Raw genomic sequence first — 23,707 nt, 5'->3', positions numbered from 1 at the left:
AATTTATTTAATTTGATAACAAATATAAAAATTGTTATAATGAAATCGTAGCAAGAAGAAAAAGTTCCTTATATAAATAATCTTTATGTTTAGTTTTATAATTTTTTTACAAAAAAATATAATAAAAATTAGGAGGATTAAAAATAAAGGATTTGTTTTGTTCAAGGTTAGTGAATTTAGAAAATTCAAATAATAAAAAAAATTTTTTCATTTATTTTCAATTTATATACGCATTTATGTTTTTCTTTCTTTTTGTAATAATTTTATTTTCATCAGAAATAGTTTTTGCCCATAATTCAGAGAAAAAAAATAATCAGGCATCGGAGGAAAAGAATAAAAATTCTGAATCCTTTATTGAACCAAAAAATGTTGCTAAAAATCAAAAACCACAATGCAATAAAGGCTTGGTTAACGTAATGAGTGCAATTAACAAAGATAAAGATAAAAAAGAATTTAAAAAAGAAAAAGATTCTGATAATATTGTTCTGGAAAACGACAATAATTCTTTAAAAAACAAAAAAAGTAATAAAGAACAAAAACCAAAAATTGAAGAAAAAAAGAAATCTGATTCTGATTCTTCTCCGGAAAAAACAGTTGAAGAAGAACAACAACATAGTTTATTAGATTTATACAAACAAGAAAAAAAACATGAAAAAGAATTAGCAAACATTCACAAAAGAAAAGAAATTGAAAAAAGAAAATTAACTTTAGATTTTATTGAAAAAATAATATCAGAAAGCAATAAATCAGATAATAAAAATAAAAAAAATGTATTCGCTTTCGTAGAAGGAAATAGTCTTTGCATAAATAATTTATTCGTTAGTAATTCAAGAACTAAAACAATAAAATTCAAAGATAATAGCAGTAACAATAAAAACAATAATTTAACCATCACAAAAGAAGTTATTGAAAATGAAGATGATGATTATTCAGAGTCATTCTTTGATGCAGAAGAAGAAGAAGAAGATGAAAATGCAGAAAAAATGAATTATAATGATTTAAAAAATAAATTTAAAGACGATTCTATTGAATTAAAAGATATGTTATTTTTAATATTTTTGACTTAATACTAACAATATAACAATACAATAATAAAAAAATTTCTTCTTTTCAGAAAAACTATTAATAAAAATAAAAAAATAAGATTAAAGTAAATTCAAAAAAAATTAAATAGAAAAAATAATATATAAAATTTTTTAATAATATTTAATAATAATGAATATTTAATTTTTATTTTTTATATTTTTATTTTTACAAAATTATAATTTTTTTTGATTATTTTTGGATTATAATAACAAATAAAAAATAAATACTAAAAATACTTAAATTAATTAAATTAAAAAAATATATAAGATAGATATAATATATAAATTAAATAAAGTTAATTAAATAAAAAATAAGTATCATCATAAAAAAAATAAAAAAATATCAAAAATTAAAATTAGGAGGTTTATAAAGAACTTTGTTAAAAAAAGATTTATTATTAAATAAAAAAGGTAAATTAAATTACTTTTCTTTTGTTTCAATATTTTTTTTGTTCTTTTATTCAATGATTATTTCATCGTTAACGCCTAATGTTGTTCTAGCTTTTTCCGATGATTCGAATCATTCTGAAAATAATATAAATGCAGGCATTTCAGAAACAAAAGAATCTTATCGCGAAGAAAATAAAAATAATAGTATAAAAGAAATCGAGGAAAGAAAATTAAATAAAAACCCCTTGGTGGTGGCAGAACAAAGTATTCAAAATATCATTCAAAATGAACAAACAGAAGATCAAAATAAATTTGTCTCTAGTTTTCTAGAAACTAAAAGCGCTTTGAATTCAGAAAATCAAGTTGAAGAAACAATTGAAGCAGTATTTCAATCTTGTTTCGAATCTTTAGAATCAAAAACTGTATTAGCGACTTCTGCTACTATGCAAGAGTTAACTAATTTAGTAAAAAAAGAATACCCAGATAAATCTCATAAAAGAGCTATTAATTATACTTCATCTTATATAATTGATGAAATTTTAGATGTTAAAAGATGGGGTTATATAAAAGTAGATCGTTTTCCTAAAGGAACTTATGATTATGACGAATTCAAAGATGTTATAAAAGACACATTAAATGGGATTTTTAAAACAACAATCACACTTAGCAAAAGTGAATTAGGTTCAGAATATCAATATATTATTGATTTTTTTGAAAATCATATGAAAAGTGAAATTTCTTCTGTAGTTAATAGTCTTTGGTTTAAATAAAAAATAATTAATTTATTTTAAATTTTTTTAATACAATTATTTAAAAAAATTAAATATTTAACAAAAAATAGAAATTTTAAAATTTTATATTAAAAAACTATTTATGTAAAAATAAAAACATAAATAGTTTTTTTTCATTTCAAATAAATCAAATAAATTCTATATAAAAACAATAAAAAAAGACCATATAAACATTATTTTTATTAATATTTATTTAATTTGATAACAAATATAAAAATTGTTATAATGATTTTGTAGCAAGAAGAAAAAGTTCCTTATATAAATAATCTTTTATTTTAATTTTATAATTTTTTTCAAAAAAAATATATCAAAATTTAATAAAGGAGGATTGAAAATAAGAAATTTTGTTTTATTTCCAAAAAAATAATAAAAAAAATTTAACTATATATGAATTTTTATATATAATTATGTTTCTATTTGTTTTATTAGTAAATTTATTTTCATTAAAAATAATTTTTGCATTCGCTTCTTTTTCTAAAAAAACAAAATCAATCAATGAAAAAGATATTGAATTGATTGAATCATTAAGATTAATAAACAGATTATTAAAAAATAAAGATAAAGACAAAAATCTTTTCTTTTTCGAAAATAATTATTCAGAACTTTTAGAAAAATTAGAAAAAAATAAAAATTTGAGAAAAAACTTGAGTCTTAAAGAACAAAAAGATTTTAAAGAACTTTTAGAAAAATTAGAAAAAGATAAATATATTAAAGAACAAAGAAATTTCAAAATAACAGAAAATATCAGAAGTACTTCAATTTTAACCAAAGAAAATTCTGATTCTTATAAAGATATTTTAAAAACTTTAGAAAGACTTTTAGAAATTTTAGAAAACAATGAACAATTTAGAAAACAAGCGAGTAGCATTGCTAAAAAAGAAGAACTGAATTTTCTGACAAAAAAAGAAAATAACGAAGATTTAATAAAAACATCAATACAAGAAGAAAAAAAAGATTTTAAAGAATTATCAGAAAAAAATAGAAAATTTTTTCTAGTAAAAATTAAAAATGATGAACAAACAGATTCTCAAGATGAAATTTGTAAAAATATTGAAATAACATCAGAAGAACACAAAGTTTTTAAAAGAAATAATATTTCAAAAGAACAATTAAAAACAATAATTAATAATTTTGTTGAAAAATTTTTCTCATATGATGAAAATTCAAAAAATGGTGATATTTTAGAAGAATCGAAAATTTTAAATATAACTTTAGAAAGTAGTTATCATAATTTAAAAAAAACAAATTCAAATAATAAAGAAAATGACTGTACAAATTTAAGAACAAAAATTATTATAAAAGAAAATTATAATCCAAATTTACGTAACATTTATATTATAGATTTTACAGAAGAACAAAGTCTTAACTCAGCACCGATACCGCAAAAGTATAATTATCATATTTTCCATCAGTTGAATGAACCTAGTGAATTCTTTGAAATAACTGAATTAGTATTTCATCCAATTATAACTAGGAGAAGAGTTAATATAAATAAATAATAAATAAAGCGAAATAAAACAAAATTAAATTTTAAAAAAAATAAAATAAAAAAAATAATTATTTAATATTTTAAATATTTTATTTTAAAATTTAAATTAGTTTATTTTTATTAAATAAATAAAGTAAAAAAATAAAAATATCTTATTATAATATAAATTATTCATATATTAGTATTATGTTAAATTTTGAATATATTTTTAATATTTTATCAATATATTATATATTATTGAACAACAAAATTTAAAATTTCTTTCTCTTATTATTATAAATTTTGCAATTATCAATTAAAATTAGGAGGTTTATAAGGATTTTGTTAAAATTAAATAAAAATAATAATTTAAATTATTATTCTAGTATTTTAGCTTTTCTTTTATTATCTTTTTCAATAATTTTATTCTTATCACCTAATACTGTTTTCGGTTCGGAAGGAAAAAGCGAAAATTCAGAAGTAAAAGAAACACAAGAATTTGTTTCTACTGAAGAAAAAACTGAAGATGAAGAACAAGAAAAAACATCAGAAGAAGTAACGAAAAATGAAGAATTCATTAATGCTGAAGCTGAAGAAGAAAAACAAGAAACAAAATCAGAAGAAACAGAACAACAAGAATTTGTTTCTACTGAAGAAAAAACTGAAGATGAAGAACAAGGAAAAACATCAGAAGTAACAGAAAAACAAGAATTTGTTGCTAATGAAACTGAACAAAACGAAAAAAATTCAGAAGTAACAGAATCTCAAGACTTCGTTTCTGCTGAAGATAAAGAACAAAAATCAGAAGAAGTAACAGAAAAAAAAGAATTCTTTTCTAATGACAATGAAAAACAAGAAAAAACATCAGAAGTAACAGAAACACAAGAGTACGTTGCTACTGAAGTTCAAAAACAAGATAAAGAAATTAAACCAGAAGAAAAACAAGAAAATCAATTTGTGGGAAAAAAAAATTCAAATGCAAAAGAAACACAAGAATTCTTGTCTAACGAAAATGAAAAACAAAATGATGAAAATGAACATGAGTTTCAAGAAAAAAAATCAGAAGTAACAAGTGAAATAACAGAAGAAATAACAGAAGAAGTAACAGAAACACAAGAGTACGTTACTAATGAAGTTCAAAAACAAGATAAAGAAATTAAACCAGAAGAAAAACAAGAAAATCAATTTATGGGAAAAAAAAATTCAAATGCAAAAGAAACACAAGAATTCTTTTCTAACGAGAATGAAAAACAAAATGATGAAAATGAACATGAGTTTCAAGAAAAAACATCAGAAGTAACAGAAGAAATAACAGAAACAAAGGATTACGTTTCTACTGAAGTTCAAAAACAAGATAAAGAAATTAAACCAGAAGAAAATGACGGATGGGAAACAATTTGGAAAAGAAATTCAGATTCCGAAGAAAAACAAGTATTCTTTTCTGATGAAGAATCTGATGAAGAAGATAAAGAAAAAGAATTAACAACAAGTACTTTTTCCGCAAAATTCGATGATGAAATAGAAAATGAATCAGATGAACATTTTAAAGAACATAAAAATAGAAGCCTTCCAATATTAACTAGAGCATTCGAAGGAGATACTGATAAATTAGTTGCTAATGATTTAAAATCTAAAAAAATTAAATGTGAATTAGCAAGCTCTAAAACTATGTTTAATTTAACTAACGGATTATTTAAAGAATACCCTGATTCCACACACAGAAAAATAATAGATTATACTGTAGATTTCATAATTAGTGAAATTTTAGATGTACAATCATGGGATGAAATAGAAGTAGAACGTTTCAATAAAGAAAAATTTGATTATGACGAATTACAACCTTTAATCGTAAAATTAGTAAATGGTATATTTAAACAAGCAATGATAAAAGGTAGAGAAGTGTTAAAAGATTCAGAACATCAATTTGTTTTCAATTATATAGAAAAAAACATGAGTAAAGAAATAAGCACTGTAGTTAGTAGTCTTTGGTATAAATAAATAAATTTTTAAATTTTATTTAAAAAAAATTATTTTAATCATTATATAAATAAAAAAACTATTTATGAAAAAACATAAATAGTTTTTTTTATTTTTAAATTAATTTTGTTAAATCTTAGAATATTCAATAGCCGTCATTTTAAAATAAGGATATTGTTCTAAAAATTTAGAAATAAGACATTTTTTATGAGCTAATTCCATAATTGATTGAATTTCTAAAATAGATATATTTTCAATAGCAACAAACAAATTAACTTGAAAACAAAATTCTTTTTCTTTATCGAGATAGAATTAGACCGTTTTTCTCTTTACTAGATATTAATCTAAGCCCCTCACACCACCGAACAAGCAAGTGTCCAAGCATTCGGCGGTTAAACAAGTTTTTTCTCAAAACTTCTTTTTCCTCTTTCGCCTTGTAAAGGTTGTTACCCTTTGCCTTGGTGAGTCAGTCCACTTCTTTCTTCCAAAAGAAACTTTGTATTACTCACGACTACTATGATTCTGCTTTTTCCTTGCTTCCACAAACTATTCTGTGTTTTTTTCAGAAAATACTTTTCTCTGAGAGAAGTTTAGGAAGATCGAAGTTACTCTAATTATCTACGCGACTCATTTAGGTATGATTACCTTTTTTTCTTTTTCTTAAATCTATATAACATCTAAGATATTAGATAAGAAAAATAGGTAACTTTAAAGTTATTTTTTTTAAAAAAATAATATTTTTTTAAAAAATGATAATTTTGAAAATCAATATGAAAAATTTTCAAATAACTTTAAATTAACAGTTTCAATTCATTTCTGTTAAGTTATATATTGTTTATTTTAATTCATTTAGCCTTATTTTTTTTTATAAGGTTATCCATGTGAGTCATTCTTCTGGCGTAATCTTATTGGATATGAATTTCTCCTCAACCCGCTTTTATTCTTTGCTGTAACTTTTCATTCTTTCGTTTCAAAAGCCAAGAATATGAAGGAACACATTATCATTATGTTCGTGATTCGTTAAATCAACTGATAATTAGGCATCATTTCGCGCCACATATTAAAAAATAACTCCTTTTTTTTGATAAAAAAAATATATTTTTTTAATTAATATCAATTTTATTAATATTAAAAAATAAATTAAAAAATTTATTAAATTAAGATAAATATATTTGATTTAATTCTTTATCTTTACGAATTAATTCAAATATTAATAAATTTAATTTAAAAACAGAATTTAATGGGTTTTTTTCATCATTTTCTTTAACTTTAAATAAAATATTTAATTTAAAAAATTTCTTAGTTACAGGAGAATTTTTTGTTAAAGGGAAAGTTTGTTCTTTATTTAAAAGAATAGTTTTTAAAACTTCTTTTTCTAAAATGTCGAAATTTAATAAACATTTTTTTATTTTAGCATTATAATTAATTTTATAAATAATATTCATAAAACAAAAAATTACTAAAACATAAAAAAATAAAAATATTATAAAAAATATAGACACTTATCTCCTTTTTTCTCCTTATTATCTTTTATCACGAATATTAGACATAATCTGTTTAATATGTTTTTCACTTGGTGTTCTACCCATTTGCCATCGAGATAGAATTAGACCGTTTTTCTACTTAATAGATATTAATCTAAACCCCTCACACCACCGAACAAGCAAGTTTCCAAGCATTCGGCGGTTAAATAAGTTTTTTTAAAAAAACTTATTTTTCATCTTTCGCCTTGTAAAGGTTGTTACCCTTTGCCTTGGTGAGTCAGTGCACTTCTTTCTTCCAAAAGAAACTTTGAATTACTCACGACTACTATGATTCTGCTTTTTCCTTGCTTCCACAGACTATTCTGTGTTTTTTTTCAGAGAATTTTTTTCTCTAAGAGAAGTTTAGGAAGATCGAAGTTACTCTAATTATTTACGCGACTCATTTAGGCATGCAGACCTTTTTATAATTTATTCTTACATCTATATAACATGAAAGAGTAAGTTCATTTATATAATATATAAAGTAAAGGTAAGTTCAAAGTTAGGTTAATACTAACCTATGATGTTTTTTAAAAACATTGATAATTTTGAAAATTGTAACTTTTATTTTTTCAAATAACTTTGATGAACAGTCACAATTCATTTCTGTTCAGTAGCATCATTACCCCGTTTATTGCATTTAGCCTTTTTCGATAAAGGTTATCCATGTGAGTCATTCTTCTAGCGTAATCTTATTGGATATGAATTTCTCCTCAATCCGCTTTTATTCTTTGCTGTAACTTTTCATTCTTTCGTTTCAAAAGCCAAGAATATGAAGGAACACATTATCATTATGTTCGTGATACGTTAAATCACTAATAATTAGGCATCATTTCACGCCCTGTTACCGATGTTGGATGTCTATAATCTAAATAACCATCTTCTTTTCTAAAAATGTTAATTTCAAATATATTTTTTTCAAATAAAATTTTGAAAGAACCATATTTTTCGTTTATATAAAAACAATTAAATAATTTTTTAATTTTTTTTATATTCGCATTAGTTATTATATCAATATCAGAAAATTTCAAATTTAAAATAAAATCTCTAACAAATCCTCCTACTATAAAAACTTCAAATCCATTTTTTTTTAATATTTTTAAAATTTTTTGTGCTTTTTTAAATTTTTGAATTTGTTTTTCTTTTAATTTTATTTTACTATTCCTCCTTATTATTGTTTTTAGTTATTATAATTCCTACCCCTATTACATTATCACCTACATGTGCTCCAATAGCTGGGGTGGAAGGCATTTCTAGAACATCTTTTAAATTAAAAGTTTGACATAGAATTAATTTTAATTTTTCTTTTAAACTATTATTTCCTGTAAATAAAATAAATAAAACAAATTTTTTATTTTTTGTATAATTTTTTATTTTTTCAATAATTGATATAAAGGCCGATTCAATAGTAAATTTTTTTTCAATTAATATTATTTGTCCTTTTTCATTAACTTGTAAAATGGGTTTTATTTTAAAAAACCTTCCTAAAAATCCTTTTGTTTTTGTTAAACGTCCATTATTTATTAATTGAGTTAAAGAATTAACAACAAAAAAAATAGTATTGTTTTTTTTTAAAAAATTTAAATGTTCAATTACTTTTTCTATTGAAGCGCCTTCTGAAAATAGACGTTTTGCTTCAAGAGCGAAATATCCTTCAGAAAAACAAACTGTATTGGTGTTATAGGGTATTACTTCTATTTTATCTTTAAGAAATTTTTTACTTTGTAAAATAACATTATAACTTCCGCTAAGATTTTTAGATAATGTTGTTACAAATATTTTTTTGTATCCTTGTTTAGCTATTTTTTCAAAATAATTAATTACTTCTCCTAAAGAAACTTGAGATGTTTTTATTACTAAATTAGGATTTTTACTTAACATATCATAAAATTTATAAGCTGTTAAATTTTTTCCATCTGTATATTCTTTGTTGTTTATATAAATTTTAATTCTAATTAAACCAATATCATGATTTTCTGTAAAATAATCCAGACAACTAGTTGATGTAGAAACTACTTTTATATTCATATTCATTAGTATCCTTTTTTATTTTTTTTGATTATAAAAATTTTATTTTTATAAATATTTATTAAAAAATATTCATTATAAAAATATTTTTAATAAAAATAATTTCATAATTCATATGAATATTTAATAGTTTTTAATGTTTTTTATTTATATTATTAAATTTTAGAATAATAGTATAATGAATGTAATGTAAAAAATAATTAATTTAATTTTTTTAATTCATTAATCAATATTAAATTTTAAAATTTATAAAAAAAATAATAAAGTAATTATATTTTTCACTATTATTTAATATAACTTATAATATTTATTTTTTATAATAAATTTTTTTAATATTTTAATTTTAATTTATATTTGAAAAATAATTTTTTATTCAAAATTTTTTTAAATTTTAAATTTTCTTGTCTTCTTAAAAAAGAGAAGATAATTAATTTATCTATCATTTATTTTTATAATTAAAATTAAGGTAGTAAAAATAAATAAATAAAATGTAATAAAATAAATAAAATAAAAACAAAATTTTGTTTTATTTGTGTAATAATATTGTTTAAAATTTTTTTTAATAAAATTATTAATTTTTCTTTTAATTTGTCTTTTCATTTTTCCTCATTTTTTATCTTTAATATTATTTTTTATAAAATAAAATAATAATATTAAAAAAATTTAATTTTTGAAAAAAATATTAAATTATAATTTATTTTTTTAAATCTTAAAAAAAATTTTTTGATATCGTGTTACAATACTAATTGTAAACAATTAATAATTAATTATAATATTTTTTTATTTTTTTAATTTTAAATTTTATTTTTGTCTAATTTAATTTTTTAATTAATTAAAAAAATTTAAAAAAAATATTTTAAATAATTAATAATATTAAGATTATAATATTTTTCTTTGTATTATGAAATAATAAATGGTTAAATATTAAAAATAATAATGTGATTATTAAAATAAATATTTTTATATTTTTACTTTTTTATAAAATATTAGTAATATCATAAGTACACTACTTTTTAATATTAAAATTAAATAAATTATTTTATAATATAATGTAAAAAAGAAAAGTTAAACGAATGTTGAATGTGTTAAAGTTAATGAAAAAAATAATAAAAACTAAATTAATTTATTTTTTGAAAAAAATTTTTATTATAATTGCAAATATTTTGTTTTTTTATTTATTTTTAATAAATTTTTGTAATTTATTTTTTTCGCACGAAATAACTATGAAATTTTTATTTTTTAATTTTTATAGAGTTAATAGCGGAAGTATGGAACCTTTAATCAAAGTAAATGATTTAGTTTTAGTAAGAAAAATTTCTAATAAAGAATTTAATAACCTAAAAGCTTCTAGTGAAGATGGAGATATTATTGTTTTTAAAGTCAAAGAAAATGGTTTTTCTTCTTCTGATAAAAATAATGAAATGAATATTATTCATAGGGTTATTGATAAAAATTTAAAAGAAAAATTTGTTCAAACTAAAGGTGATGCAAATACAAATATTCATGATTGGGAAAAAAAAATTTTTTATAATCAAGTTATAGGTAAACATATTTTAAATTTTCCTTTTTATAAAATTTTTTCTTTATTGATTTTTGTTTTGTTTTTGTTAATTTTTGTTTTTGTTTAGATTTTTGAATAAAAAAATTTTTGTAAAAAATTATTTAAAAATATTGAAGAAGATAAAAATATGAATTGGAAAGATATAATTATTCAAGAGCAAAAAAAACCCTATTTTAAAGAAATATTAAATTTTTTAAAACTACAAATTCAGAATAAAAAAATTATTTTTCCTTCTTTGGATAAAATTTTTAATTCTTTTCAATTAACTCCTTTTAATAAAGTTAAGGTAGTTATTTTAGGTCAAGATCCTTATATATACTTTAATCAAGCTCATGGATTATCTTTTAGTGTTTATAAAGCCAAAATTACTCCTAGTTTAAAAAATATTTTTAAAGAATTAAAAAATGATTTAAATTTAGTTCCCAAAACTAATAATTTAACTTTATGGGCTTTAGAAGGAGTTTTATTATTAAATACTATTTTGACAGTAGAGAAAGGAAATTCTTTAAGTCATAAAAATATTGGATGGGAAATTTTTACTAAGAATATTTTGAATTTTTTATTTCAAAAACAAAATATAGTTTATATTTTATGGGGTAATTATGCTCAAAATTATTCTAAATTTATTAATATTCGACAAAATTATATTATTAAAAGCGCTCATCCTTCTCCTTTATCTGCTCATAGAGGTTTTTTTAATTCGAAACCTTTTTCTAAAACCAATCAATATTTAATTAAAAATAATATAATTCCTATAAATTGGGATTTAAATAGGAAAATTTAAGGAAAATTTAAAATTATTATTTATTATTAAAATTTAAAAAAAAGGATAAAAAAATTGTTAAATTTTTATATTTTTAAGAAATTAAAATTATCTCAAATGAATAATATTCGTATTCTTTATAAATCTTTTTTAGTTAATAATGAAAATAATAATATTTTTTTTATAGTTAATAAAGAAAATATAAGAATAACTGTTTACAAAAATGGAACTTTATTATTGCAAGGCAAAATTGAACAAAAAGAAATTGACAATTTAAAAAAAATTTTAGGTTTTTCTTCTGATGAAAATAATAAAAATAATTCTATATACAATGATTATTATAATTATGAGGATATAATTGGTTCTGATGAAGTTGGCACTGGTAGTTTTTTTGGACCTGTAATTGTGTGTTCTGCTTTTGTTTCTAAAGAAAATTTTATTTTTTTTAAAAATAAAGGTATAAAAGATTCTAAAAAATTATCTAATAAAGAAATTTTTGATTTAATTCCTTTAATTTTAAAAAAAATACCTTATTATGTTTATAATATTTCTCCCAATAAGTATAATATTTTAAAAAAAAAATTAAATTTAAACGAAATAAAAGCTTTATTTCATAATTATGCTATTTTAAAACTTTTATGCAAAATAGATAAAAATGTTAAAGTTATTGTTGATCAATTTTCTTCTTCTGAAAATTATTATTATTATTTAAGAAAAGAAAAAAAAGTATATAAAGAAATTTTATTTGAAACAAAAGCTGAACAAAAGTATTTAAGTGTAGCTATTGCTTCTATTATCGGAAGATATTTTTTTTTAAAACAAATTAATCAACTTAGTAAAAAAGTAAATATAAATTTGAAAATTGGATGTTCCAGAGAAGTAGATAAACAGATATTGGAAATTTATAATTCTAATGGTTTAAAAATTTTTAATGAAATAGCGAAGTGTCATTTTAAAAATTTACAAAATTTATTAAATAAAATTAATGAATAAAAATTTTTTATTAATTAATATTTTTTTAAAAAGATCAAATTGTTATATTTTAATTATTTAAATTTTAAAAATTTAAAGAAATGTGAGTTTATTTTATGATTAATGTTTTTCAAAAAATTATAGATAAAAAAATACCTAGTTATATTATTTATGAAGATGAAATAGTTATTGTTTTTTTAGATAAAATGCAAGCTACTAAAGGTCATACTTTGGTAGTTACTAAAAAACCTTATATCGATATTGAAGAAGTTCCAAGAGATGTTTTTGTTTATGTTTTTAAAATAGTTCATAAAATTAGTAAAATTTTGTTAAAAACTTTTAACGCCAAAGGAATCAATTTATTAAATAATAACGGAATTATATCTGGACAAACAATTTTTCATTTTCATGTTCATTTGATTCCTAGATTTAATAAAAATGAAGTTAATTTTAGTTTTAAAGATAATAGCCATAAATTAACTTCAAAAGAATATTATGAAATTCAAAACAAAATTATTGTTAACTTATTAAAAAAATAAATTAAAAGAATTTATATTTGTTGAAAATTAAAAAAAAAAAAAAAATAAGAAAGAAAAGAATTATTTTATATGAATAATATTTATTATGATGAAAAAAAAAATTCAAAACAAACTATAGGAGAAGAAATTGCTAATTCTATTTCTCATTTTTTAATGATACCTTTAAGTGTTTTTATTTTTTTTATTTATTATGAACTTATTAAAGATAAATCTGAACCTATTTGGCCTTTATTTTGTTTTTTTATTAATATGTTTAATCTTTATCTTTTTAGTTTTTTGTATCATTCTTGTGTATTTGTTAAAGCAAAAATGTATTTTCAAAAAATCGATCATATTTGCATATATTTGCTAATATGGGGTAATTTTATGCCTTTTTTATTTTTTGTAAAATCTTTACAAAGACCACTTTTTTTGTTACCTTTTTTGAATTTTTCTCAAATTTTCTTTTTATTCCAAACAATTTTAGTGTTTTTAGGTATTTTTTTAAAGGTTTTTTTTATGAATAAATGGAACAGAATGCATTTATTTTTTTATTTATTGTTAGGATGGAGTGGTTTAATAATTTTATCTTATTTATGGGAATTAGATTTAAGAATATTAACTTTATTATTTTTTGGAGGAATTTTATATAGTATAGGTATTATCTTTTATAATAAATCATATAAAAAATATTATCATTTTATTTGGCATATTTTTGTAATTTTAGGAAATTTGTTTCATGTTGGTTCTGTTTATTATTTGGTAAAATCGTTATAATTTAATTATTTTTTTAATAATAAAATTATTATTAAATATTATTTTTTTTTATAAAAATTTATTTGACAAAATTTAAAAAATAGGTTACTATTATTTATGATGATTATATCAGGTTAATATGTAATTTTCATAAGTATGTTTAAGTTTTTATTTTTTAATAAAATAAGACTGAAAATCATTATTTAAAAAAATAATTAAATTTTATTTTTTTTAATACTAGTTTTTTTTATATATTTTGTTTTTTTAAATTATTTTTTATATTTTTAATTTGAATTTATTTTTTTTAAAAATTTAAAAAAATATTATTTATTATTTAATAAAATATAAAAATTTTATAGAATAAAAAATAAAAATATAAATAAATTGAAATATTTTTAATTTTTGAATCGTTATATTATATTTTTATTTTTTATTTTTTTAATAAATTTAATTTTTTAATGTTTTAAAAATTTAAATTATTATTTTTTTATTTATTAAAAATAAAAATTTTATTTTGTAAAAATTAAATTATTTATTTATTATTATTATAATTTTATTTTTTGTTTTCAAAATTCATTTTTTCAGTTTATTTTTCGTTTTTATTTTTTTTAAATGATTGATATATTAATATCTTAATAAATGTTATGTTTAAATTTTTTAAAATTTTAAAACAATATAAAAAAATATTTTTTTTGAAAGGTATATTTTTAAATGAAAGTTATTGATTTAAGTGTTTACGAACCTTTAAAGAAGAAAAGATTTCAAATTTTAGATTTAGAAGGCAATATTATTGATGGTCAAAAAGAACCAAATATATCTGATGAAAAATTGTTAAAAATGTATAAAACTATGATTTTAGCTAGAGTTTCTGATGTAAAGGCTTTACAATATCAAAGACAAGGAAAAATGTCTGCTTATATTTTAAATAAAGGTCACGAAGCTGCTCAAATAGGTTCTGCAGCTGCTATGGATAAAAATGATTGGTTTTCTCCTTATTTTCGTGATATTGGTTTCTTTTTATATCGTGATCCTAATTTTTTAGAAGATGCTTATTTGTACTGGTATGGTAATGAAAAAGGTTCTAAAAGAGCTATTGATTTAAAATGTTTACCAGTTAATATAATTATTGGTTCTGGCATAACAATAGCTGCTGGTTTAGCAATGGCTAGTAAATTACAGAATAAAAAAGAAATAACTGTAGCTACTATAGGAGATGGAGGTACGGCTCATGATGAGTTTTATTCAGGATTAAATTTTGCTTCTGTTTTCAAATCTCCTTTATTAGTTATAATTATGAATAATCAGTATGCTATTTCAACTCCTAGAAGGATTGCTTCTAATACTTATACTTTAGCAGAAAAATGTTATGCTTTCGGTATTCCTGGAATACAAGTTGATGGTAATGATGTTTTAGCTGTTTATACTGCTGTTAAACAATTTTCTGAAGATGTTAGGCAAGGTCAAGGACCTGGATTAATTGAGTTAGTTACTTATCGTATGGGAGCTCATACAACTAATGATAATCCTAGTTTGTATCGTTCTAAAGAAGAAGAATTAGAGTGGGAAGCAAAAGATCCTATTATACGTTTTCAGAAATATTTATTAAATAAAAATATATTAACAAAAGAATTAATCGAAAATATACAAAAAGAAACTGAACAATTTGTTTCTCAAATACATAGTAAAATTATTTCTTATGGTAATAAAGTTAAACCGATCGAGATATTTCAACATATGTACCATGAAATGACTCCTCAATTAAAAGAACAATTAAAAGAACATGAAAGTTTTTTAGATTCGTTGGAGAAAGAAGGAAAATAAAATGGCTTTAATGAATTTATTACAATCTATTAATAATACTTTAGAATTAAATTTATCAAAAAATCCTAAATTAGTTTTTTTTGGTCAAGATGTTGGCAAATTAGGAGGAGTTTTTAGAGCAACTCAAGGGTTACAACAAAAATTTGGCGAAAATAGAGTTTTTGATGTTCCTATCAGTGAATCTGGTATTGTAGGTACTGCAGTTGGAATGTCTATTAATGGTTTAATACCTATTGGTGAAATTCAATTTGATGGTTTTGTTTCTACAGGATTACAAGATTTAGTTTCTCATGCTGTTAGAATGAGAAATCGTACAAGAGGAAGTATACATTGTCCGCTTGTAATAAAAATTCCTGTAGGTGCTGGACTTCAATCTTCTTTAGAACATCATTCAGAAAGCATAAATACTTTAATGGGAAATATCCCTGGTTTAAAAGTTGTTATACCATCTAATCCTTATGATGCAAAAGGATTATTAAGTGCTGCAATTAATTCCCCTGATCCAGTAGTTTTTTTAGAACCTAAGTTTTTATATCGTTATGAAAAACAAGAAGTTCCTAATGAATATTATGAAGTTCCTATTGGTAAAGCTAAAGTAGTTAAAGAAGGGAATGATATTACTTTAGTATGTTGGAGTTCTGCAGTTCCTATTTCTAAATTAGCTATAGAAATTTTAGAAAAAGAAGGAATTTCTATAGAATTAATAGATTTAAGAACTATCAATCCTATTGATAGAGATACTATTTTGAATTCTGTTAAAAAAACTGGAAGATTAGTAGTAGTTCATGAAGATCAAAAAACTTTTGGTCCAAGTGCAGAAATTATTACTTTAGTAAATGAATATGCTTTTGAATATTTAAAAACAGCTCCAAAAAGGATTACTGGATATGATATTATAATGCCTTTAGTAAGAGGACAACATCACCAATGTTTAAATATGAATAAAGTTATTTATGGTATTCGAAAAATTTTTAATAAATAAATATATATTTTTTAAAAGTTATTTTAATAAAATTTTTAATAAAATTACATTTACTTTTTATTTACTTTTTTATTTGTAAAAAAATTAAAAAAAAAATTTTAAAAAAAAGAAAGAGATAATGAAAATATATAATTAATATGAAAAAAATAGAAGAATTAAGATTTACTGAAGAAGAAGGAACAATTATAAATTGTAATTTTAAAGTTGGAGATAAAGTTCAAGAAGGCGAAATAATTTTTGTCGTTGAAACTGATAAAATAAATGCTGAAATTACTTCTCCTAAAACAGGAGTTATTAAAGAATTGTTTTTTAAGGAACAAGATATTGTCAAAAATAGTGATTTATTAGCATTAATTGAATAATTTTAACAAATTATATATAAAAATAAATCAATAAAATTAAGTATTAAGGGAATAGAAATACGCAAATGACAAATAATAATTTAAATAATTCCATTTCTCAAAAAGAAGATTGCAAAAAAGAAAATAATTTTGATACAGAAATTATAAAAATTTCAAGATTAAGAAAAGCTATTGCAAAACAAATGGTTATTTCTAAAACTGTTATTCCAGAAGTTACTTTGATTGATGAAATTAATATTAATAAATTAGTTTTATTAAGAAAAAAAATGAAAATTGAAGCCGAAAAAAAAGGCATTAAATTAACTTATATATCATTTATAGCTAAAGCCGTTATTTTAGCTTTAAAAGAATTTCCTTTATTAAATTCTAGTTTTTCTGACGATAAAGAAGAAATTATAATTAAGAAAAATATTAATTTAGGTATAGCAGTTGATACAAAACAAGGTTTAATAGTGCCTAATATTAAAAACGTTTCTAATTTAAGTGTTTTTGAATTAGCTAAACAAATTCAATCAATAGTTAAAAAAACTATAGATAGAAAAATTGAATTAAATGATATTTCTAAAGGAACTTTTACTTTAAGTAATTATGGTTCTATAGGTGCTTTATATGCTACTCCGGTTATTAATCATCCTGAAGTAGCTATTTTAGGTATTGGAAAAATGTTACAAAAACCTGTAGTAGAAGATAATAATATTAGCATTGGCAATGTATTGCCATTTAGTTTAACTTTTGATCATCGTGTAATTGATGGTAGTTATGGTGTTAAATTTTTAAATAAAATTAATTCTTTACTCCATGATACTTCTACATTAGAAGAAAATATTTTTTAAATTTTTAAATATTTTGAATGAAAAAGATAAAGTATAATGATAAAAACATATGATATAGTTATTATTGGCGGAGGTCCTGGTGGATATGTTTCTGCTATTAAATCTGCTCAATTAGGAGCTAAAGTAGCTTTAATAGAAAAACATAAAATTGGTGGAGTTTGTTTAAATTATGGTTGTATACCTACAAAAGCCTATTTAAAAAATGCTAAAGTTTTTAGTTTATTTAAAAAAGCTAAGAGTTTTGGTATTGACGTTTCTGTTGATCAATTAAATTTTAATTGGGAGGAAATTTTAAATCGTAAAAATAAAATAGTTCATAATTTGACTAGTGGCATTCGTTTTTTATTAAAAAAAAATAAAGTTGATTTATATGAAGGATTCGGAGAAGCTTTATCCTTTGATAAAATTAAAATTAATGATGAAATTATAAAAACTAAAAAGTTAATTATAGCTACTGGCTCTAATGCTTTTATTCCTCCTATACCTGGAGCTAAAGAAGCTTATGAAAAAAAATATTTGTACACTAGTAAGGAATTAGTTCAAATAGAATTTGTTCCTAAAAAAATGATAATTATTGGTGGTGGAGTAATTTCTGTTGAATTTGCTACTATTTTTAGTAATTTTGGTACAGAAATTATTATTTTAGAGAAACAAGATAGTATTTTGAATAATATGGATGAAGATGTTATTAAATATTTTTCTACCAAATTGTCTAATAATAATATTAAAATTATTACTCAAGCACAGGTTAATAAGATTGAAGATAATAAAGTTTATTATATTCATAATCAAAAACAACAATTTTTAGAATCCGACATTATTTTAATGGCTGTTGGTAGTAAGCCTAATATGAAAGGTATTGAAAAATTAAAATTAAATACAGATCATTTAGGTGTTGTTACTGATGGTTTTTTAAGAACTTCTGTTCCAGGAGTTTATGCTATTGGTGATGTAAATGGACGCTCTATGTTAGCGCATACTGCTAGTCATGAAGGAATGATAGCTGTTCATGATGCTTTGGGGTTTAAATCTTTAGTTAAAGCTATTAATTATGATCATATTCCTTCTTGTGTTTATGGTTTTCCTGAAATAGCTTCTATAGGTTGGACCGAAGAACAAACAAAATTAAAAAATATCGATTATAAAGTATCTAAATTTCCTGTAAAAGCTATAGGAAAAGCTTTAGCTGATGGCGAAACTGATGGTTTTGCTAAATTAATTATTGATAAAAATAATTTTAATATCTTAGGGATGCATATAGTGTCTTATAATGCTACTGAATTGATAAGTGAAATTGGATTGGCTATGGGAACAAATAAAACAGCTTATGATATAGTTCATAATGTTCACCCTCATCCTACTTTATCTGAATTAACTTTAGAAACTTTTTTAGGAGCTATTGATAAAGCAATCCATATTTAGTAAAAGTAAAAAAATAATATTTTTATTTTTTTAAAAAACCCTATTTGAAAATTATAATAGGGTTTTTTTTATAGTTTATATTTTTTAATAGAAAATAAAAAATTTTAAGAAGAAATGAAAATAAATTGAAATTATGTTAATTGATACTCATGCACATTTAAATTTAAATATTTTTGAAAATGAATTAGAAGAAATAATTAAAAGAGCTTTTCAAAATAATGTTAAATATTTTATTGTTCCTGGTTTAAACGAAGAAACAAATCAAAAAGCTATAATTTTATCTCGTAAATATTCTTGTATTAAAGCAGCTTTAGGAATTCATCCTTGTTATTGGCTTAACGAAGAACCTTTAAAAGTTGAAAAATATTTAAAAAATAATAATGAAATTGTCGCTATAGGAGAAATAGGTTTGGATTTGTATCATGAAAATGATTCTTTACCTATTCAAAAAAAAAATTTAAAAATACAAATAGAATTAGCTTTAAAATATAATTTACCTATTATTTTACATGCAAGAGAATCTTTTAATGAAATAATGGAAATTCTTTTGCCTTATAAAGGAAGAATTAATGGAGTTTTTCATTGCTTAACTACACGTTTGGAAGAAGTTAAAAAAGCTATTGAATTAGGATTTTATGTAGGTTTAGGAGGTATTATTACTTATGAAAAAGCTATTGAAGCTCACAAAATTGTAAAATATACTCCTTTAGATAAAATTTTATTAGAAACAGATTCTCCTTTTTTAACTCCTTTTCCAATACAAAAAAACAAAAGAAACGAACCCTCTTTTATAAAAATTATAGCCGAAAGAATTGCTTTTTTAAAAAAAATTAGTTTTAAAAAAGTTTGTTTTCAAACTACTGAAAATGCTAAAAAATTGTTTAAGATTTAAAATTTTTCAAAAAGAAAGGTTTTTTTATGTTTCAATTTTTTAATTTAACACAAAATTCATTTGAGTGGCATGAACATAGAAAAAAATATATTAATGCCTCTGAAGTTGCAGCTATTATGGGTTTAAATCCTTTTGAAAGTGAAAAATCTATTTTTAGAAGAAAGCTTTTTAATGAGAAAATAAAAGAAAATAAAGCTATTATTCATGGTAGAAATTTAGAACCAGAAGCTAGAGAATTTTTTAATAATGTTAACAAAAGTAATTTTAAACCTGTTGTTTTTGTTAAAGAATTTTTTTCTGCGTCTTTAGATGGTTGGGATAAATTTTTTCAAAGTATTTTGGAAATTAAATGTCCTATTTCTTTAGATACTAAAGTTTGGAATAATTTTTTCTTTAATGATGTTGTTCCTATTTATTATTATGCTCAAATTCAAGCTCAATTGTATTGTGCAGAAGTCGAAAAAGCTTTTTTTTTGGTATATCTTAATTATCAAAACGCTAAGATCAAAGAAATAAAAAAAGATTTAGTTTTTATAAATAAAATGTATGAAAAATGTCGTTTTTTTTATTTTCTCTTAGAAGAAGCACGTCAAATTTTATATCAATTATAATTATTTAAAAATATATTATATATAATTATTAATGGATTAATTTTTTATTTTTAATCATTGGAAATTTTATTTGATTATTGTTTATTGTTTTAATATATTTATTTATTTTGATTTTTATTAAAAATATAAAAAATAAAAATTTAATTTTGAAAGGAAGAAATTTGTTTTCTTTAGATGATATTGATGTTTTTTTAAAAAAATATTTTTTAATTTTGAAAGATTTTATAAATAATTATTTTTTGTCTTTTTATTTTTATACTTTAAAACAATTTAAAAATTTTTTATCAATTAAAGAACATGATTCTAATGTAAAATTTTTTAAAAATTTTGATGTTATTTTTTCATTCTTTTATACATTTATGTTTTTATTGTTTGTCATGATTATTGTTATTTGCGTTCGCGATATGATTTCATTTTTTATTTTTATATTTGATAGTATTTTACATTTTATTATGTCTATAATAGAATTTTTTGGTAATTTTTTTCAAAAAATTTTGTTTTTTTTGAAAAAAATATTAAAAATATTTTTTGGTAAATAATTTTTTAAAAAAGGAGAATTTTGTTTTTATGAAAAAAAAAATAAATAAAAAAAAATATGTATTTTTTTTATTTATTATATTAATGTTAATATTATTATTTTTTTTGTTATTATTTTTATTATTTAATTTTCAATTATTTAAATTTAATATTCCAAAATCTTTTAAACAAAAACCTAATTATTCTGAACAATTTTCTGTGGAGCAATTTCAAGAAATAAAATATCCAAATAAAACTGATTTTTTAATAGAACAAAAAGAAAAAAATAATTTTTTATTGAAAAATAATGAATTAAATGATAAAAATTTAATTGAGAAAGAGGAATTAAATGATTCAGAAATAAACAAAAAAGAAAATAAAAATTCTTTATTAAATAATCCTGTTGCTGTTTCCTCTTCGGAAATAGAAAATGGAAATTATGAAACAAATCAAAACGAATATTTTTTTTCTAAAATAAAATATTTGAATGAAATTATTGATAATTTAAAACAAGAAAATTATGATTTGGTAAATATAAATGAACAATTACAGGAAGAAAATGTAGAATTCACCCAAGAAAATTTACAATTATTGAAAAAATATCAAAAATTAGATTTATCTTTTAAACAATTTTCGCATTATGTTTTTTTAGAATTAAATTCTGGAATTAATTATGGAATGACAAAAGAACAAGTTAAAATTTTAATTAATAGAATTAAAAAAGATAGCGAAATTAATCAATTAAAATATGGAATAAAAACAAATGATAAAAAATATTATGATGAATTTATGAAAAATATTCCTGAAAATTCAAAAAATAAATATTCTCAATTATTAACTGATGACAAAAACATTATTGATTGTCTAGTTTCTTTAGGTTTGTTTATCAGCGCTTATAAATGGTTATCATTAGTTATTATTTAAATTTAAAATTAAAAATGGATTAAAATTATTTTTTATTATTTTTTTTTATATTTTTAACTTGTTTAGTTATTTCTTCTTTTGAAAAAACCTAATATTTGTAATAAGTTAATTAAATTTTTAAAAAGCCAAATTAAAGTTATATGAAAACCTAACGCAATATTCCATTCATTATCCTTATGCATTTTATTAGATATTATAAAATTAGCATCTTCAAAATCTACTGCTAAACTCATGCATCCTAAAAATAGAGAAAAAACAGTTATAATGAGTGAAAAAAAGTTTAGTATATTTAAAAATTGCATAATAATTAATATTAAAAATGATATCAATAAAAATGATCTAAATTTTTTGTTTATTATTATTATATTGCAATAATATAAAAAATGAGATATGGTAAATAATAATATTGTTGATATTAAAGCTATAGTTATTCCTTCTATTGCATTTTTATAAAAAATATTCAAAAAGGATAAAAATAAACTTAAATTTATTCCTTCTATTAAGGCAAAAGAAATTGCTACAAATTTTCTTATACGAATATTTACTATGTTCATCATAATAACTAGAAAAAATTGTACAATAGAAAGTGAAAATATATAAATAAATAATTTATTTAAAAAATTAAAATTTGAATAATAATTTGTTTGAAATAAAAAATGATAAGTTGCAATTGAAGTTGCTATTGTGCATAAAAATAAAAAAAATGTTTTTAATGAAATAGATTGTTTCGAGCAAACATTTTTATCATCTAATTTCGAAAATTTGTGACTTTCTGCTTTTGCTTCATTTTTTATTTTTTCAATCAAAGGATTATTTTGAAAAATTGTTCTTTTATTCATTTTATTTATTATTACCTCTTTCTTTTTAAAAAATTTATAAAAATATTTTTTATTTATTTTAAAATTGAAATTTACCATTATTATATCATTTATATTAATCTTTTAGAAGTATTGTTTTTATAAAAAACAAAAAAAAATTTATTTTTGAACTTTTTTGTTTTTTTTAAAAAAAATATAATTATAATTATATATAATTTTTATATTTATTTTTTCTAAAAATTAAATAATGAAAATTTAAAAAAAATTAAATTTTATAAAATATAAAAAAATAAATAAAAAAATTTAATTTTTGTTTTTTATTAATTTAAATTTTATTTTATTATTTTATAATTTTTTATATTATATATAATTTTTACCATTTTATAACAGAGGTTTAGAGGTTTTTAAAGTGATTTTAAAAGAAATTAAAAAAATAATTGTTGAAAAAAAATCTTTTCTAAAAGAAGAAGATATAAAGTTAGAAACTAAATTAAAAGAAGATTTAGGATTAGATTCTTTTGACGCTTTTGAACTTGTTATTGAATTAGAAAAACGTTTTTTTTTAAAGATTAGTGATGAAGCAGTTAATCAATTTAAAACTATTGGAGATGTTGTTGAATATCTTAAAAAAAATATTATTGATTCTGAAAAATAAATAAAAATAAATTTATAATTTATTGGTTAAAATTTTGAT

25 protein-coding genes are annotated in these 23,707 nt (G+C 20.0%); 19 read left to right on the top strand and 6 right to left on the bottom strand.

All coding sequences use genetic code 11. The features are described 5' to 3' along the window. Positions 1–236 precede the first annotated feature (236 nt). The 4 genes from FEF22_RS01470 to FEF22_RS01455 all read left to right on the top strand — a co-directional run bounded on the left by FEF22_RS01470 (position 237) and on the right by FEF22_RS01455 (position 5,732). Positions 237–1,067, top strand: coding sequence for a hypothetical protein (locus FEF22_RS01470; RefSeq protein ID WP_138107778.1), 831 nt, complete (start codon positions 237–239; stop codon positions 1,065–1,067). 395 nt (positions 1,068–1,462) lie between these two features. Further along, positions 1,463–2,245, top strand: a complete 783-nt coding sequence (locus FEF22_RS01465) for a hypothetical protein (RefSeq protein WP_138107777.1) — start codon at positions 1,463–1,465, stop codon at positions 2,243–2,245. 428 nt (positions 2,246–2,673) lie between these two features. Continuing rightward, positions 2,674–3,765, top strand: a complete 1,092-nt coding sequence (locus FEF22_RS01460) for a hypothetical protein (protein WP_138107776.1) — start codon at positions 2,674–2,676, stop codon at positions 3,763–3,765. 311 nt (positions 3,766–4,076) lie between these two features. Continuing rightward, positions 4,077–5,732 (top strand): hypothetical protein, encoded by a 1,656-nt coding sequence (locus tag FEF22_RS01455; RefSeq protein ID WP_210352256.1) that lies wholly within the window; start codon positions 4,077–4,079, stop codon positions 5,730–5,732. A gap of 108 nt (positions 5,733–5,840) precedes the next feature. On the opposite strand, the gene FEF22_RS01450 is transcribed toward FEF22_RS01455, so the two are convergent. The 5 genes from FEF22_RS01450 to FEF22_RS01430 form a co-directional block, all read right to left on the bottom strand. Next, positions 5,841–5,981 carry a hypothetical protein gene (locus tag FEF22_RS01450; protein WP_210352255.1) on the bottom strand — a complete coding sequence of 47 codons (141 nt, stop codon included), beginning with the start codon at positions 5,979–5,981 and terminating at the stop codon, positions 5,841–5,843. 887 nt (positions 5,982–6,868) lie between these two features. Continuing rightward, positions 6,869–7,213, bottom strand: coding sequence for a super-infection exclusion protein B (locus FEF22_RS01445; protein WP_308699404.1), 345 nt, complete (start codon positions 7,211–7,213; stop codon positions 6,869–6,871). A 21-nt stretch (positions 7,214–7,234) separates the two neighbouring features. Continuing rightward, positions 7,235–7,318: a YneF family protein gene (locus FEF22_RS02280; RefSeq protein WP_425329535.1), complete on the bottom strand. Its 84-nt coding sequence runs from the start codon at positions 7,316–7,318 to the stop codon at positions 7,235–7,237. Between the two features lie 731 nt (positions 7,319–8,049). After that, positions 8,050–8,301, bottom strand: coding sequence for a hypothetical protein (locus FEF22_RS02180; RefSeq protein ID WP_308699409.1), 252 nt, complete (start codon positions 8,299–8,301; stop codon positions 8,050–8,052). A 91-nt stretch (positions 8,302–8,392) separates the two neighbouring features. Then, a complete protein-coding gene (locus FEF22_RS01430) occupies positions 8,393–9,268 on the bottom strand; it encodes a DegV family protein (protein WP_308699403.1) in 876 nt (291 codons plus the stop codon). 1,088 nt (positions 9,269–10,356) lie between these two features. On the opposite strand from FEF22_RS01430, the gene FEF22_RS01425 reads away from it, so the two are divergent. From FEF22_RS01425 to FEF22_RS01360, 14 genes are all read left to right on the top strand, one after another. Continuing rightward, positions 10,357–10,890 carry a signal peptidase I gene (locus FEF22_RS01425; RefSeq protein WP_210352277.1) on the top strand — a complete coding sequence of 178 codons (534 nt, stop codon included), beginning with the start codon at positions 10,357–10,359 and terminating at the stop codon, positions 10,888–10,890. A gap of 42 nt (positions 10,891–10,932) precedes the next feature. Beyond that, on the top strand, positions 10,933–11,607 hold the full coding sequence (locus tag FEF22_RS01420) for a uracil-DNA glycosylase (RefSeq protein WP_308699408.1): 675 nt from the start codon (positions 10,933–10,935) through the stop codon (positions 11,605–11,607). A gap of 54 nt (positions 11,608–11,661) precedes the next feature. Next, positions 11,662–12,579, top strand: a complete 918-nt coding sequence (gene rnhC / locus FEF22_RS01415) for a ribonuclease HIII (protein ID WP_246833705.1) — start codon at positions 11,662–11,664, stop codon at positions 12,577–12,579. A 95-nt stretch (positions 12,580–12,674) separates the two neighbouring features. Beyond that, entirely contained in the window at positions 12,675–13,097 is a 423-nt protein-coding gene (locus FEF22_RS01410; RefSeq protein WP_138107892.1) for an HIT family protein, read from the top strand. Between the two features lie 69 nt (positions 13,098–13,166). Continuing rightward, a complete protein-coding gene (trhA, locus tag FEF22_RS01405; RefSeq protein WP_246833704.1) occupies positions 13,167–13,853 on the top strand; it encodes a PAQR family membrane homeostasis protein TrhA in 687 nt (228 codons plus the stop codon). A 690-nt stretch (positions 13,854–14,543) separates the two neighbouring features. After that, positions 14,544–15,653 carry a thiamine pyrophosphate-dependent dehydrogenase E1 component subunit alpha gene (locus FEF22_RS01400; protein WP_246833703.1) on the top strand — a complete coding sequence of 370 codons (1,110 nt, stop codon included), beginning with the start codon at positions 14,544–14,546 and terminating at the stop codon, positions 15,651–15,653. A 1-nt stretch (position 15,654) separates the two neighbouring features. Continuing rightward, on the top strand, positions 15,655–16,635 hold the full coding sequence (locus FEF22_RS01395) for an alpha-ketoacid dehydrogenase subunit beta (RefSeq protein ID WP_138107893.1): 981 nt from the start codon (positions 15,655–15,657) through the stop codon (positions 16,633–16,635). A gap of 137 nt (positions 16,636–16,772) precedes the next feature. Then, positions 16,773–16,997 (top strand): biotin/lipoyl-containing protein, encoded by a 225-nt coding sequence (locus FEF22_RS01390; protein WP_138107894.1) that lies wholly within the window; start codon positions 16,773–16,775, stop codon positions 16,995–16,997. Positions 16,998–17,062: 65 nt separating this feature from the next. Further along, the gene (locus FEF22_RS01385) at positions 17,063–17,830 is read left to right on the top strand and encodes a dihydrolipoamide acetyltransferase family protein (RefSeq protein WP_138107895.1); all 768 of its coding nucleotides are present in this window, start codon (positions 17,063–17,065) and stop codon (positions 17,828–17,830) included. Between the two features lie 39 nt (positions 17,831–17,869). Continuing rightward, on the top strand, positions 17,870–19,252 hold the full coding sequence (gene lpdA / locus FEF22_RS01380; protein WP_138107949.1) for a dihydrolipoyl dehydrogenase: 1,383 nt from the start codon (positions 17,870–17,872) through the stop codon (positions 19,250–19,252). Between the two features lie 133 nt (positions 19,253–19,385). After that, complete coding sequence (locus FEF22_RS01375; RefSeq protein WP_138107896.1) at positions 19,386–20,144, top strand: TatD family hydrolase; 759 nt, start codon at positions 19,386–19,388, stop codon at positions 20,142–20,144. 26 nt (positions 20,145–20,170) lie between these two features. Continuing rightward, positions 20,171–20,755: a lambda-exonuclease family protein gene (locus FEF22_RS01370; protein ID WP_138107897.1), complete on the top strand. Its 585-nt coding sequence runs from the start codon at positions 20,171–20,173 to the stop codon at positions 20,753–20,755. Positions 20,756–20,901: 146 nt separating this feature from the next. Next, positions 20,902–21,294 (top strand): hypothetical protein, encoded by a 393-nt coding sequence (locus tag FEF22_RS01365; RefSeq protein WP_138107898.1) that lies wholly within the window; start codon positions 20,902–20,904, stop codon positions 21,292–21,294. A 28-nt stretch (positions 21,295–21,322) separates the two neighbouring features. Beyond that, positions 21,323–22,195, top strand: coding sequence for a hypothetical protein (locus FEF22_RS01360; protein ID WP_138107899.1), 873 nt, complete (start codon positions 21,323–21,325; stop codon positions 22,193–22,195). Positions 22,196–22,257: 62 nt separating this feature from the next. Here FEF22_RS01360 and FEF22_RS01355 read toward each other — a convergent pair whose 3' ends face one another. Beyond that, positions 22,258–23,034, bottom strand: coding sequence for a Bax inhibitor-1/YccA family membrane protein (locus tag FEF22_RS01355; RefSeq protein WP_210352276.1), 777 nt, complete (start codon positions 23,032–23,034; stop codon positions 22,258–22,260). A gap of 388 nt (positions 23,035–23,422) precedes the next feature. Between FEF22_RS01355 and FEF22_RS02175 the strand changes: the two genes are divergently transcribed. After that, the gene (locus FEF22_RS02175) at positions 23,423–23,668 is read left to right on the top strand and encodes an acyl carrier protein (RefSeq protein ID WP_210352275.1); all 246 of its coding nucleotides are present in this window, start codon (positions 23,423–23,425) and stop codon (positions 23,666–23,668) included. Positions 23,669–23,707: the final 39 nt, after the last annotated feature.

This window comes from Texas Phoenix palm phytoplasma (assembly GCF_005774685.2).
In the GTDB taxonomy this organism is placed as follows: Bacteria; Bacillota_I; Bacilli_A; order Acholeplasmatales; family Acholeplasmataceae; genus Phytoplasma.
The sequence above is the reverse complement of the archived record's forward strand: the minus strand, read 5'-3'. Positions and strand labels throughout refer to the sequence as shown.